The sequence below is a fragment of the Citrobacter sp. R56 genome (genome assembly GCF_016811995.1).
Classification (GTDB): Bacteria; Pseudomonadota; Gammaproteobacteria; order Enterobacterales; family Enterobacteriaceae; genus Citrobacter_D; species Citrobacter_D enshiensis.
On record NZ_CP069159.1, the window covers coordinates 1,627,895 to 1,642,063 of the forward strand.

The following is a 14,169-nucleotide window of genomic DNA, read 5'->3' on the forward strand; positions in this document are numbered from 1 at the left end:
CTCATGAGTGCGTTAAATAAGAAAAGTTTTCTTACTTATCTAAAAGAAGGCGGCATTTACGTTGTTCTTTTAGTCTTACTGGCCATTATTATTTTCCAGGACCCCACATTCTTAAGTCTGCTGAACTTGAGTAACATCCTGACGCAGTCTTCCGTACGTATTATTATCGCATTGGGTGTTGCCGGACTGATTGTTACCCAGGGGACTGACCTGTCAGCGGGGCGTCAGGTCGGGCTGGCGGCGGTGGTTGCGGCGACGCTGCTGCAATCGATGGAAAACGTCAATAAAGTCTTCCCAGAAATGGCGACCATGCCTATTGCGCTGGTGATCCTGATCGTCTGTGCGGTGGGGGCCATTATCGGTCTGGTGAACGGCATTATTATTGCCTACCTCAATGTGACGCCGTTTATCACCACCCTTGGCACGATGATCATCGTTTACGGTATCAACTCCCTTTACTACGACTTCGTGGGGGCATCGCCAATCTCTGGTTTTGATAGCGGCTTCTCGACATTCGCGCAGGGCTTCATTGCACTGGGCAGTTTCCGACTCTCTTACATCACCTTCTATGCGCTGATTGCCGTGGCGTTTGTTTGGGTTCTGTGGAACAAAACCCGTTTTGGCAAAAACATTTTTGCTATCGGCGGTAACCCGGAAGCGGCAAAAGTCTCTGGTGTTAACGTCGCACTGAACCTGCTGATGATCTACGCATTGTCCGGTGTGTTCTACGCTTTTGGTGGTTTGCTGGAAGCCGGTCGTATCGGTTCTGCCACCAACAACCTCGGCTTTATGTACGAACTGGATGCGATTGCGGCGTGCGTGGTCGGCGGCGTGTCGTTCAGCGGTGGGGTAGGGACCGTCTTCGGGGTCGTGACCGGTGTGATTATCTTCACCGTCATCAACTACGGTTTGACCTATATCGGCGTGAACCCTTACTGGCAGTACATCATTAAGGGCGGCATCATTATCTTCGCGGTCGCGCTGGATTCTCTGAAATACGCCCGTAAGAAGTAATTCATCAACGGAAAACAAACCGGTGCAGAGACGTTCTGCACCGGTTTTTTTATTTGAGAAAGACTAACCAAATTCCCACCAGCAGTGCGCCCAGCGAAAGCCCAAAATAGACACCGATATAGATCCAGTACGTCGTGGGTTCTGCGGAACGTTGAATTAAGAGTGGCTCTTGCGAGCCTTTGACCGTTTTCTCGATGACGCCAGTGCGTATCCCCTTTAGCCCTTGCCGGAAGGTCCAGACGACGACCATCAGTACGCCAATTACGATAAAAAGGGTTTTATCTTCCACGCTTATTTTCCTTGTTTCTTTTGTAATTCCAGCAGTTGCTCAGGCGTTACCGCCGGATAACCCTGTGCATCGTCAGGGACCTGATGCATAGCGGGAATGGGCACCAGCGGGCCTAAAAAGCGCGGTTCACGCTTGAAGAGATAGAGGTCGGCCAGCGCGCCAAAACGCGCGCCGAATTCGCGCACCCGGACGGTGAGCATATCTTTTGGCGAAGGCACTGCGTAGCACTGCGCCTGTATTCCCATATGCAGCGCAATGAATAAGGCGCGTTCACAGTGGAAGCGCTGAGTGATGATGATGAAATCGTTGGTATCAAAGACCTTGCGGGTGCGCACAATCGAGTCCAGCGTGCGAAAGCCCGCGTAATCGAGCACGATATCGGCAGGATCAACGCCTGCTGCGATGAGATCTTTACGCATCGTCATCGGCTCGTTATAGCTTTGCAGCGCGTTGTCGCCGCTAAGCAGAAGGTAGTTAACCTTACCGCTGTTGTAGGCGTTAAGCGCGCCCTGAATACGGTAGCGGTAATACTGATTAATCACGCCGGTGCGATAGTATTTGGCGGTGCCTAAGACCACGCCGACCTGGCGATAGGGCAGGTCCTGCAATTCGTCATAGATGTACGGGGCCGTTTTCCAGCTCATCCATCTGTCGAGGCCAAGCGCAGTTAACAGCAGCAAGCCGACCAGGACTAACAGGCTGTAAAACAGACGCTTTAACATTGCGAAGAACTCGATAAAAGGAAGAATTTTCAATCAGGCTACTTTACCCAGCGGCGTTGCGCAAGAAACGGTAGTCTGATTGCGGGGATTTTCGACAGACTTCAACGAAGTCGGAAGGGGCTTGCCGTTTAAGGCCCGGTAAACTTGCGCCACCGGGCACAACGATTTACGCCAGCAGTACGCGCTCGATGTTGTCGCAGCCCAACGCTTTCAGCGTCGCGGCGGTGGCATCCCATTGAATCAACGGCGCATCCGCTTTCTCTGCCAGAATTGCACGCTGGATATCCGGATAGTCGTAACCGTTCAGATTCAGCAGGTTTAATGCGCCTTGCAGAGGCGGCAGCGTTGGGTTAAAGGCGGCATTTTCAGCATAGCTACCGGTGAAAATACGCCCGTCTTTGCACTCCAGCGCCACACCGCTCGGGGAGTTGCTGTAGGGCATATGGCATCGGTTGGCTGCGCGAATCGCTTCCTGAGTCAGCGCGTCGCCTTTCAGGGCGAAGCCGTGATCTTGTTCGTCCATCAGCAGCGTTTTGATCTCCAGATCTTTCGGGCCGAAAGCGTCTGGCAAATAGTGACGCAGCGTGTGCGGCTCGCGGCCTGGCAGGTGAATGCGCAGATCCAGTCCGCTGTTCAGTTCGTTCATAAACTGACGGCAGTGACCACACGGGGTGTAGTTGACGGTAATAGCGGCAAGGGCTTTTTCGCCACGTAACCAGGCGTGGCTGATGGCGCTTTGTTCGGCATGGACGGTTTGCTGCATGGTGGCCCCCAGGAACTCCATGTTCCCACCGAAATACCATCTCCCACTGACGCCGCGCGCCACGGCGCCAACGTTAAAATGGGAAAGGTCGGTACGCGCGCAGGCGGCAGCCAGCGGCAGGAGCGCGAAAGCCAGCGCGTCTTCGTCCAGCCCCGATTCACTTTTAAGCGTCGAGACCTGCTCTGCACTCAGCATGGCGGGGAAATGCTTATCCGCCAGAAGTGGTGCCAGCGCTGATTGCAAATTATCCGCTAGTTCGGCAAAAGCAGTTTGAAAACGTGGATGCATGGCGTTGCCTCATAACAATGTAATGGAATCGTAGTGTACGGGCCTGTTACCGCTTTATATGTGATTCATATCTCATTACTTGTGCAACTTATGAAACTTAAACTAAAAATGCGCGACGCATCGCAAATTTTAACCCACTACCGCCAGAATGACAGGAAACAAAAAGGGGGCCAAAAGCGAGGTGATAATCCCGCAAATCACCAGCGCCAGCGAACTGAAGGCGCCTTCCTGGTAATCCAGCTCAGCGCAACGTGCAGTGCCGAGGGCATGCGATGCGGTTCCCATTGCCAGCCCGCGCGCGGCTTTGGTTCGGATCCGCATGGCGTTTAACAGCGTATGACCAAACACGGCTCCGAGGATCCCGACAAAGATCACGCATACGGCGCTGATCGCCGGAATGCCGCCAAGACTTCCCCCCACCGCCATCGCGATAGGCGTGGTGACTGATTTAGGTAATACCGACGCGGCGATTTCAGGCGTGGCGCCCATCAACAGGGCCACCGACGTGCCCGTCACCATGGCGACCACGCTGCCAAAGAAACAGATCGTGATGATGGATTTCCAGCGGGCGCGGATCTGGTGCAACTGCTCATAAAGCGGATAGGCCAGCGCGACCACGGCGGGTTGCAGCAGGTCGTTCAGCACTTTGCTGCCCTGAAAATAGTGTTCGTAAGGCGTCCCGGTGAGGATAAGCAACGGAATGATGACCACCATGGCGACCAGCAGTGGGTTCAGCAATGGCATTTTAAAACGCACCGCCAGTTTGCGTGCTGCAAAAAACACCGCCAGTGTCAGAGGTAACGACCACCAGATGTACGACATCATTGTTTTGATCCTTTATGCCCAATCACTTTTCGTTCGCCGTGCACAATATGCGAGCTCCAGCTAACCACCAGAAAGACGACCAGCGTACTTATTGCGCAAGAGACAATGACAGGCCCAAACTGCGCGCGCAGCAGGTCAAAGTACTGCATTACACCAACGCCAATGGGAACGAAAAGTAGCGCCATATAGCGAATCAGCACGTAGCAACCTGGGTTGACCCATTTAGCCGGCAGAATTTGCAGTGCCAGTAAAACGAAGAGGATCAGCATGCCGATGATGCTGCCGGGAATCGTAATGGGAAGCAGCGACGCAATAAAAATACCGGCATATAAGCAGGCATAGATCAGCACAAATGCGCGTAAATATTGCCAGACAATATTCAGTGATTTACTCATAGTAAACGCCCTTGATGAGAGGTATTCATCATACAATTAAACTTTAAAATGTGCTACCGATCACATCATGAATTCTGAGCATGGTGAATATAGACAACGGGAACGTTGCGTCATAAAGATCATAGCGGAGAGACTTTAAACCGCCCTGGAGAGACGCTACCATAGCGCCTCTTTTTTTGCGGGTAACGATATGCGTGTTTTGCTGGCGCCGATGGAAGGCGTGCTTGATTCTCTGGTGCGCGAGCTCCTGACCGACGTGAACGACTACGATCTGTGCATCACGGAATTTTTGCGCGTGGTGGATCAGCTCTTGCCTGAGAAAGTATTCCACCGTATTTGCCCGGAACTGCTCAATGCCAGCCGGACACCCTCGGGCACATTGGTGCGCATACAGCTTCTGGGGCAATATCCGCAATGGCTGGCGGAAAATGCCGCGCGCGCGGTGGCGTTAGGATCGTATGGCGTTGATCTTAACTGCGGCTGTCCGTCAAAGCTGGTCAACGGCAGCGGCGGCGGTGCAACTTTGCTCAAAGATCCTGAACTTATCTATCAGGGGGCAAAGGCGATGCGTGAGGCAGTACCGGCACATCTGCCCGTGACGGTTAAAATACGTCTTGGCTGGGACAGCGGCGACAGAAAATTCGAAATTGCCGATGCGGTACAGCAGGCGGGTGCGAGCGAACTGGCGGTACACGGTCGCACGAAAGAACAAGGGTATAAAGCGGAGCACATTGACTGGCAGGCGATTGGCGAAATCCGACAGCGGTTAACGATTCCGGTTATCGCCAACGGTGAGATCTGGGACTGGCAAAGTGCGCAGGACTGTATGGCAGTCAGCGGTTGCGACGCGGTGATGATGGGGCGAGGGGCATTAAATATTCCCAACCTGAGTCGTGTCGTGAAATATAACGAACCGCGTATGCCGTGGCCTGACGTGGTTGTTCTGCTGCAGAAATATAGCCGACTGGAAAAGCAAGGCGATACCGGGCTGTATCACGTGGCGCGCATCAAACAGTGGCTGGGGTATTTACGTAAAGAGTACTCAGAAGCGACAGCACTTTTTCAGGAGATTCGTTCTCTCAATAACTCACCGGATATTGCCCGTGCGATCCAGTCCATTGATATTGCGGCGTTGCGGCCATGAGACATGGCCGATGGCACATCGGCGGATTGGGCAAATCAGGGGAACAAAATGGGGTCTATATTTATTTATCATTTAAATAATTTTTAAATATTCATTTAAGCTGAATATATTTTTCTGATTATTTCTTTTATTTTCCAAAGATGTATTGCCACGCGTAACTAAAAAAAAAGATGCGACACCACGTAATCTCTGCGCACCTTTTCTTACCAGAACACCCCCATGAATCGTTATTCTCCTTTTGTTGCGACCGCGTGTTTGCCGCTATTTATTGCACTTGCGGGATGCGCCCCGATGCACGACAACCGCCAGACGCTGGCGCAGCAGGTGCCCACGTCACACGTCGAATCTGCATTACCGGCAGCATTAAAAAACGGTTGGCCGGGCAGCCAGTGGTGGCGGACTTATCAGGATCCTCAACTGAATGCGCTGATTGAGAGTGCGCTGGCACATGCGCCAGATATGCAGGTGGCAGAACAGCGCATTCAATTAGCGGAGGCGCAGGCCAAAGCCGTTGAAGCGCAGGACGGACCGCAGGTCGATTTCTCGGCGAATGCAGAGCGGCAGAAAATGTCAGCTGAAGGGGTGATGGGGCCCTTTGCCAGCAGCGATCCTGCTGCGGGCACGACCGGCCCGTGGTACACCAACGGGACATTTGGGCTAACAGCAGGCTGGAACCTGGATTTGTGGGGCAAAAACCGGGCAGAAGTGACGGCGCGGATTGGCGCCGTCAAAGCGCGTGAAGCCGAGCAGGAACAGACTCGTCAACTGCTGGCGAGCGGGGTGACGCGTTTATACTGGGAGTGGCAAACCCAGGCGGCGCTGAGCAACGTGTTAACGGAGATTGAACAAGAGCAAAAAAACATCATTACGGCTGACCGCCAGTTGTATCAAAACGGCATTACCTCCTCCGTGGAAGGCGTGGAGACGGACATAGACGACAGCAAAACGCAGCAACAGCTCAGTGATGCCGCCGGTAAAATGAAAATTATTGAGGCAAGGCTGGCGGCGCTAACCCATCAGCAATCCACGCCGCTGACGCTGCATGCGGTTGCGCTGCCGAAGGTGGAAAGCGCATTACCCGCGCAGTTAGGGTACTCATTACTGGCTCGTCGGGCGGATCTGCAGGCGGCGCACTGGTACATTGAGTCCTCTCTGGGCAGCGTCGACGCGGCGAAAGCGGCCTTTTATCCTGATATCAACCTGATGGCCTTCCTGCAGCAGGATGCTCTGCACATGAGTGACCTTTTCCGTAGTTCAGCGCAACAAATGGGCGTCACTGCCGGACTGACGCTGCCGATATTCGACAGTGGCAGGCTGAATGCGAATCTCGATATCGCCAGGGCGCAGAGTAACCTCTCAATAGCGAATTACAACAAAGCGGTGGTTGATGCGGTGAATGACGTGACGCGCGCGGCAAGCCAGGTTGAAACGATGGCGGCAAAAAACCAACACCAGATGCAGATTGAACATGATGCTCAACGGGTTGTCGGGCTGGCGCAGGCGCGTTTCAATGCCGGTATCATTGCCGGTTCGCGGGTCAGTCAGGCGAAGATCCCGGCGCTGCGCGAGCATTGCAATGGCCTGATTTTACAAGGCCAGTGGCTTGATACCTCTGTTCAACTGACCAGCGCATTAGGCGGGGGCTACCACACAAGCTGACAGCCAGCAGCCGTCAGCGCGGGCTGTCGGCTGCCTTTATTGCACTTTTTGCCTGCTGCGCCGTTTCAGCCACCAGCGTGTCCCCACCACCAGTCCGACGATCAGCACCAGCCAGACCCCATGTTTGATGTGCTGATCGAGATGGTGCAGCCAGGGTGCAATCACTTCGCCGCCGAGATAGCCCAGAGCCGTAAACAGCAGCGCCCAAATCAGCGCGCCCAGAATATTCAGCGGCAGAAAGATCTTTGGCGGTAGATGGCTGGCGCCAATCAGAAGCGGGCCGATGACGCGAAATCCGTACATGAATCGTGTACCGATTACAAACAGGTAAGGGCGGCGTTGGATCATCTTTTGCGCGTAATGAATTTTGCTGCGGTGACGCGATAAGCGGCGCAGCAGTTTCCCACCAAATCGACGCCCCACTAAATAAAGGACCTGATCGCCGATCATGCCGCCGAGCGCAACGGAGATGACGACCAACGGAAATTTGAGCAACCCCTGATGTGCGGCAACACCCCCTAACAGGGTGATGGTTTCGCCTTCGGCCAGACTGCCAATGACCAGCGCGGCATAGCCGTAATGCGCGATAAGACTGTTTATATCCATACGTCGGTATGACCTCCACAATCTTTAGCATACACCTTATGAATCTTTATGGCCGGAAAAGCGCCCGTTCAGCGGACCGGTATTTCGTGGGCTGTACATAAAATAATCGAAAGCTGAATTATACTTGAAGTGTTGAGGTCCGGAGCTGACAAGAAGGGGGGCGGTATGAACCATGTCTGGGGGCTGTTTTCCCATCCCGATCGTGAAATGCACGTGATCAAAAGTGAGAACGAAACCATTTCGCACCACTACACCCACCATGTCCTGATGATGGCGGCAATCCCGGTGATTTGCGCATTTATTGGCACCACGCAAATTGGCTGGAATTTTGGCGATGGCAATGTGTTTCAGCTCTCTATGTTCACCGGTTTTGCACTGGCCATTGTTTTTTACGCGGTCATGCTGGCAGGGGTGGCGGTAATGGGCCGGATCATCTGGTGGATGGCGCGAAACTATCCGCAACGTCCTTCTCTGGCGCACTGCATGGTCTTTGCCGGCTATGTCGCTACGCCGCTTTTCCTGAGCGGTTTTGTCGCGCTATATCCGCTGGTATGGCTGTGTGCGCTGGTCGGTACCATCGCGTTGTTCTACACCGGTTATTTGTTGTACCTCGGTGTGCCGACATTCCTGAACATTAACAAAGAGGAAGGACTGAGCTTTTCCAGTTCGACGCTGGCTATCGGCGTGCTGGTGCTGGAGGTCCTGTTAGCTATCACGGTGATCCTGTGGGGCTACGGGTACCGGTTATTCTGATTTAATCTTCTTCAATGGCGTTGCTGGCGTAAAAGTCAGCAACGCAGCATTTGTTGACGATTCTTCTGTGGCGGCAAACCTGCCCGATCGCTATGATGCCTGAGCTAGCTTGAGTTTATACTTAACTCCGGCGGTGCGCGTTGTGACGTGCGTGAACCATTATCAGAAATCTCATCATGCTGAAATTCCGAGTTTCAATACTAAGCCTTGCCCTGATGCTGGCTGTCCCTTTTGCGCCGCAGGCTGTGGCGAAAACGGCGGCTACCGCAACCGCGTCTCAACCTGAGATTGCGTCTGGTAGCGCGATGATTGTTGATTTAAATACCAACAAAGTGATCTATTCGAACCATCCTGACCTTGTGCGTCCGATTGCGTCGATCACCAAATTAATGACGGCGATGGTGGTGCTTGATGCACAACTGCCGCTGAACGAAAAACTGAAAGTGGATATCAGCCAGACGCCAGAAATGAAAGGGATATACTCCCGCGTGCGTCTGAACAGTGAAATTAGCCGTAAAGATATGCTGCTGCTGGCGTTGATGTCCTCGGAAAACCGCGCGGCGGCAAGCCTCGCACACCATTATCCGGGCGGCTACAACGCGTTTATCAAAGCGATGAATGCCAAAGCCAAAGCGTTAGGCATGACCCATACGCGGTTTGTGGAACCGACGGGGTTGTCCATTCATAACGTCTCGACGGCCCGCGACTTAACAAAGCTGCTGATTGCCAGCAAACAGTATCCGCTGCTGGGTCAGTTGAGCACGACCCGCGAAGACATGGCCACGTTTGCCAACCCGGCCTACACGCTGCCATTCCGCAACACGAACCATCTGGTGTATCGCGATAACTGGAATATTCAGTTGACCAAAACAGGCTTCACCAACGCGGCGGGTCACTGCCTGGTGATGCGCACCACCATTAAGAACAAACCGGTGGCGTTGGTGGTGATGGATGCGTTCGGCAAATATACCCACTTTGCCGATGCCAGCCGTTTACGTACGTGGATTGAAACCGGCAAAGTCATGCCGGTTCCGCCAGCGGCGCTGAGTTATAAGAAGCAAAAAGCCGCACAGATGGCCGCAGCAGGTGCCAATAAGAGCGAGCAAACGGCACAGAACGATTAATGTGTTTCAGTATGCCCGAGAGCGCTACGCTCTCGGGCAATCACTTCACTTCCAGAACTTCTGCTTACTTGTCTTACCGATACCTGGATTCATGCTATTCGTTGGGTCGTTTTCACGATAAAAACGCGTGAGCGTTTCTGGCGCCTTATACAGATGCCCTACGTTATGTTCCGCCGGGTATTGCGCCCCGCGCTGCTGGAGCAGTTCCAGCATCTGCTCTTTTAACGCATGCGCATCGACGCCTTTCTTCACGATGTAATCCTGGTGGAAGACGTAGCACATAAAATGGCCGTAATAGAGTTTATGCACCAGTTGATCGCTGATTTCGGGCGGCAGGTGTTCATACCATTCGGTGTCGTTGCGGCGCAGGGCAATGTCGAGCGCCAGAATATCCTCAACCTCATCAGCATGAACTGCCTGATAACGAATGGCCGCGCCTGCCGCCGCAAAACGGTGCAGGAACGCCTTACTGCCTTCTTCCGGCGTGCAGGCGAAAAAGTCACCCTCGGCGGTTTTGAAGAACTCCGTCAACCAGCTTTGCGCTTCCGCTACGCCGTCTCCTGCCATTTTTAACAACAGGTGATGTTCGTATTTATCGCGCCAGCTTTTCATCCGTGGCGGCAGGTGGCTCGGGAACAGATGGCCGAACTTCTGCATTGCGCGGTCGGTAAAGTGCGGACGGAAAAATTTTACGTTTTCCAGCATCGCATCGGTACGGCCTTTCAGCGTGAAGAAGAACGGCATTTTGTCGGTGCCGAGCTTATCGATCATCAGGAACGTATCTTTGCCGTACTTTTCCGCGATGTCATAGATGTCGCGATGCATATATTCGCCCGCAACTGGCAGGTTCTCAAACGTCGCCAGGATATGGCGGCGGATCTCCGTCAATACGTCCGGCTGGTTGGTGCCGATGTAGAAGACCTGCTGATTTTTTTCCGCCGGGAAGGTGTCCAGACGTACGGCGAATACGGCCAGTTTGCCTGCGCAACCGGAGGATTCATATAGGCGGTCCGGGTCGGCGTTGTAGCGTGCGGGGGTGTCGGCTTCAATATCGCGCACGCGGGTGACGTAATCGTGGTCGTGTGCGTGGCGACCATCATGGCGAACGTCTTCATCTTTGACGCGTTCGTCATCCAGTTTGCTGAGGATCTGCTCCGGCGTCTCGCCCAGGTCGATACCCAGATGGTTAACGAGTTGCAATTTACCCTGTTCATCAATGCGCGCGAACAGTGACATCTCGGTGTAGGCCGGGCCACGTTGCACCAGCGATCCCCCCGAGTTATTACAGATACCGCCGATGACGGAAGCGCCAATGCAGGAGGAGCCAATCACCGAGTGCGGTTCGCGACCAAAGGGCTTAAGCGCTTTTTCCAGCGAGTAGAGGGTGGTACCAGGATACGCCAGCACCTGTTCGCCTTTGTCCAGCAGATGAAGTTTGTCGAGGCGCAGGGTGCTGATAATGACAATGTCCCGGTCGTAGTCATTGCCGCTGGGCGTGGAGCCTTCGGTCAGCCCGGTATTGGCGGCCTGCATCAGAATAATTTTATCGGCGTTGACGCAGGCATTGAGCACGCGCCACAGTTCCATCAGCGAGCCAGGGAAGACCACGGCCAGCGCGTCGCCGTGTCCGGAACGAAAGCCCTTGCGATAGCGGGCGGTTTTAGCCGGGTCAGTGAGCAGGTGTGAATGACCCACCAGGCGGGCGAGCTCATGAATAAGATCGTTATTATCGGTTGTTGTAATGGAAGACATTTTCCACTCCTTGTGGTGGGACAAAATATCGGTGTTAAGCATAGCGCTTTGTATGACGATTTCATTCATGAATGTTTCGAAAAAATCAGAGAATAACCTTAGCTTTCTTTTTCTCACCCGTTTAGGCTTATGGCAAACTACGGTTTTTGCTATATTTTCGCCGCCTCTGCGGGCTAAAAATAAGAGAGAAACAACATGAAATGGCTATGTTCTGTAGGTGTCGCGGTGAGTCTGGCCATGCAGCCAGCCTTGGCGGAGTCGCTGTTTGGCAATCATCCCTTAACACCTGAAGCGCGGGACGCGTTTGTCACTGATTTGCTCACGAAAATGACCGTTGATGAAAAGATTGGTCAGCTGCGTTTGATAAGCGTGGGTCCGGACAATCCAAAAGAAGCCATCCGTGACATGATCAAAGACGGGCAGGTGGGGGCGATTTTTAATACCGTCACCCGCCAGGATATCCGCAAAATGCAGGATCAGGTCATGGAACTCAGCCGCCTGAAAATTCCTCTGTTCTTTGCCTATGACGTGTTGCACGGCCAGCGTACTGTTTTCCCTATCAGCCTCGGTCTGGCATCTTCCTTTAACCTGGATGCGGTCAACACCGTGGGACGCGTTTCGGCCTATGAAGCGGCGGATGATGGTCTGAATATGACCTGGGCGCCGATGGTGGATGTTTCGCGCGACCCGCGTTGGGGCCGAGCTTCCGAAGGGTTTGGCGAAGATACTTACCTGACCGAAACGATGGGTAAAACCATGGTTGAAGCGATGCAGGGCAAAAGCCCGGCGGATCGCTACTCGGTGATGACCAGCGTGAAACACTTCGCCGCTTACGGTGCGGTTGAAGGCGGTAAAGAGTACAACACGGTGGATATGAGTCCGCAGCGCCTGTTCAACGATTATATGCCGCCGTACAAAGCCGGGCTGGATGCGGGAAGCGGCGCGGTGATGGTGGGGCTTAACTCATTAAATGGCACCCCGGCGACCTCCGATGCCTGGCTGCTGAAAGAGGTATTGCGCGATAAGTGGGGCTTTAAAGGCATCACCGTTTCCGATCACGGGGCAATCAAAGAGCTGATTAAGCACGGTACCGCCGCCGATCCTGAAGATGCTGTGCGTGTGGCGATCACGTCCGGTATCAACATGAGCATGAGTGATGAGTATTACAGCAAATACCTTCCGGGGTTGATTAAGTCGGGCAAAGTGACAATGGCGGAGCTGGACGATGCCGCGCGTCACGTCCTCAACGTTAAGTATGATATGGGGTTGTTTAACGATCCCTACAGCCACCTGGGGGCGAAAGAGACAGACCCGCAGGACACCAACGCTGAAAGCCGTCTGCACCGTAAAGAAGCGCGTGACGTTGCCCGCGAGAGTCTGGTGTTGCTGAAAAACCGTCTCGAAACGCTGCCGCTGAAAAAATCCGGCACCATTGCCGTGGTCGGGCCGTTGGCCGACAGCAAACGTGATGTGATGGGCAGTTGGTCCGCCGCAGGCGTTGCCGATCAGTCCGTGACGGTGCTGACGGGCATTCAAAATGTGTTGGGCAATAAAGGAAAAGTGGTGTACGCCAAAGGGGCGAACATTACCAACGATAAAGGCATTGTTGATTTCCTCAATCTGTACGAAGAGGCGGTGAAGGTCGACCCACGCTCACCGCAGACGATGATTGATGAAGCGGTGGCCGCCGCGAAGCAATCGGACGTCGTGGTCGCCGTGGTCGGGGAAGCCCAGGGGATGGCTCACGAAGCTTCCAGCCGTACCGATATCGATATTCCGCAAAGCCAGCGTGATTTAATCACTGCGCTGAAGGCGACGGGTAAACCGCTGGTGCTGGTGTTGATGAATGGGCGTCCGTTGCAGCTTGTGAAAGAAGACCAGCAGGCCGATGCGATTCTGGAGACCTGGTTCGCCGGTACGGAAGGCGGCAACGCCATCGCCGATGTGCTGTTTGGCGACTATAACCCCTCCGGTAAGTTACCGATGTCCTTCCCGCGCTCTGTCGGGCAGATTCCGGTTTACTACAGCCACCTGAACACCGGTCGCCCGTATAACGCTGACAAGCCGAACAAGTACACCTCGCGTTATTTTGATGAGGCGAACGGTCCGCTGTATCCGTTTGGCTATGGGTTGAGTTACACCACATTTACGCTGTCGGAGGTGAAACTCTCCTCCCCGACGATGAAACGTGATGGCTCAGTCACCGCCAGCGTGCAGGTCACCAATACCGGCAAGCGTGAAGGCGCGACGGTCATTCAGATGTATCTGCGGGATGTGACGGCGTCCCTGAGTCGCCCGGTGAAACAGCTGAAAGGGTTTGAGAAAATCACGCTGAAACCGGGTGAAACGCAGACCGTCAGTTTCCCGATTGACATCGACGCGCTGAAGTTCTGGAACCAAAGCATGAAGTATGATGCTGAACCCGGTAAGTTTAACGTCTTCATCGGCATGGATTCCGCCAGGGTAAAACAAGGCGAGTTTGAACTGCTGTAACCTGTAAACAAAAAGGCTGGGAAACCAGCCTTTTTTTCTTTGCATTGAACATTTTCTTGTTTGCAATAGCGATTCTTTTGATTTTTATGGAATTGTGATGGCCGTCGATATTTATTGCGTATGAGGAAGAATGACCTCTACATGCGATCCCCTGCTCCCTTCATTTAAGTTAAAACTGTGCGTTAGATCACCTCTCAGGTGAAGTTGCTGTCGCGTTTTGTGCGCGTGTTCAAATTTTTATTGCCTCCACCTACCCAGACGTGAAGCGTTTCACTGTTACGTCAAAAAGCCGGTTTTCGTCGCGGGCGAGAGAGAGAAAAACTTCGTTAAATGCCGTCCAAT

Annotated in this window: 13 protein-coding genes; 6 read left to right on the forward strand and 7 right to left on the reverse strand. The window is 53.6% G+C overall.

Going from position 1 to position 14,169, the window contains the following annotated elements:
- Window positions 1-3 precede the first annotated feature (3 nt).
- Entirely contained in the window at window positions 4-1,014 is a 1,011-nt protein-coding gene (gene mglC, locus JM656_RS07740; protein WP_203360656.1) for a galactose/methyl galactoside ABC transporter permease MglC, read from the forward strand.
- Window positions 1,015-1,063: 49 nt separating this feature from the next.
- Here the strand turns inward: mglC and JM656_RS07745 are convergent, their stop codons facing one another.
- The 5 genes from JM656_RS07745 to JM656_RS07765 all read right to left on the reverse strand — a co-directional run bounded on the left by JM656_RS07745 (window position 1,064) and on the right by JM656_RS07765 (window position 4,296).
- Complete coding sequence (locus tag JM656_RS07745; protein WP_203360657.1) at window positions 1,064-1,303, reverse strand: DUF2542 family protein; 240 nt, start codon at window positions 1,301-1,303, stop codon at window positions 1,064-1,066.
- Window positions 1,304-1,305: 2 nt separating this feature from the next.
- Complete coding sequence (gene sanA, locus JM656_RS07750; RefSeq protein ID WP_203361241.1) at window positions 1,306-2,025, reverse strand: outer membrane permeability protein SanA; 720 nt, start codon at window positions 2,023-2,025, stop codon at window positions 1,306-1,308.
- Between the two features lie 166 nt (window positions 2,026-2,191).
- Window positions 2,192-3,076: a cytidine deaminase gene (gene cdd, locus JM656_RS07755; protein ID WP_203360658.1), complete on the reverse strand. Its 885-nt coding sequence runs from the start codon at window positions 3,074-3,076 to the stop codon at window positions 2,192-2,194.
- A gap of 129 nt (window positions 3,077-3,205) precedes the next feature.
- Complete coding sequence (locus JM656_RS07760; protein ID WP_203360659.1) at window positions 3,206-3,901, reverse strand: CidB/LrgB family autolysis modulator; 696 nt, start codon at window positions 3,899-3,901, stop codon at window positions 3,206-3,208.
- A complete protein-coding gene (locus tag JM656_RS07765; RefSeq protein WP_203360660.1) occupies window positions 3,898-4,296 on the reverse strand; it encodes a CidA/LrgA family protein in 399 nt (132 codons plus the stop codon). The genes JM656_RS07760 and JM656_RS07765 overlap by 4 nt, the downstream gene beginning before the upstream one ends.
- A 190-nt stretch (window positions 4,297-4,486) precedes the next feature.
- Here JM656_RS07765 and dusC point away from each other — a divergent pair, with 190 nt between their 5' ends.
- Window positions 4,487-5,440, forward strand: a complete 954-nt coding sequence (gene dusC, locus JM656_RS07770; RefSeq protein ID WP_203360661.1) for a tRNA dihydrouridine(16) synthase DusC — start codon at window positions 4,487-4,489, stop codon at window positions 5,438-5,440.
- 219 nt (window positions 5,441-5,659) lie between these two features.
- Window positions 5,660-7,099: a multidrug resistance outer membrane protein MdtQ gene (gene mdtQ, locus JM656_RS07775; RefSeq protein ID WP_203360662.1), complete on the forward strand. Its 1,440-nt coding sequence runs from the start codon at window positions 5,660-5,662 to the stop codon at window positions 7,097-7,099.
- Between the two features lie 36 nt (window positions 7,100-7,135).
- Here the strand turns inward: mdtQ and JM656_RS07780 are convergent, their stop codons facing one another.
- A complete protein-coding gene (locus tag JM656_RS07780) occupies window positions 7,136-7,705 on the reverse strand; it encodes a DedA family protein (RefSeq protein ID WP_203360663.1) in 570 nt (189 codons plus the stop codon).
- A 165-nt stretch (window positions 7,706-7,870) separates the two neighbouring features.
- Between JM656_RS07780 and JM656_RS07785 the strand changes: the two genes are divergently transcribed.
- A complete protein-coding gene (locus tag JM656_RS07785) occupies window positions 7,871-8,458 on the forward strand; it encodes a Yip1 family protein (RefSeq protein WP_203360664.1) in 588 nt (195 codons plus the stop codon).
- Between the two features lie 176 nt (window positions 8,459-8,634).
- Window positions 8,635-9,582: a D-alanyl-D-alanine endopeptidase gene (gene pbpG, locus JM656_RS07790; RefSeq protein WP_203360665.1), complete on the forward strand. Its 948-nt coding sequence runs from the start codon at window positions 8,635-8,637 to the stop codon at window positions 9,580-9,582.
- Window positions 9,583-9,627: 45 nt separating this feature from the next.
- On the opposite strand, the gene dld is transcribed toward pbpG, so the two are convergent.
- Complete coding sequence (gene dld / locus JM656_RS07795) at window positions 9,628-11,334, reverse strand: D-lactate dehydrogenase (protein WP_203360666.1); 1,707 nt, start codon at window positions 11,332-11,334, stop codon at window positions 9,628-9,630.
- 195 nt (window positions 11,335-11,529) lie between these two features.
- Between dld and bglX the strand changes: the two genes are divergently transcribed.
- Entirely contained in the window at window positions 11,530-13,827 is a 2,298-nt protein-coding gene (gene bglX, locus JM656_RS07800; protein WP_203360667.1) for a beta-glucosidase BglX, read from the forward strand.
- Window positions 13,828-14,169 lie beyond the last annotated feature (342 nt).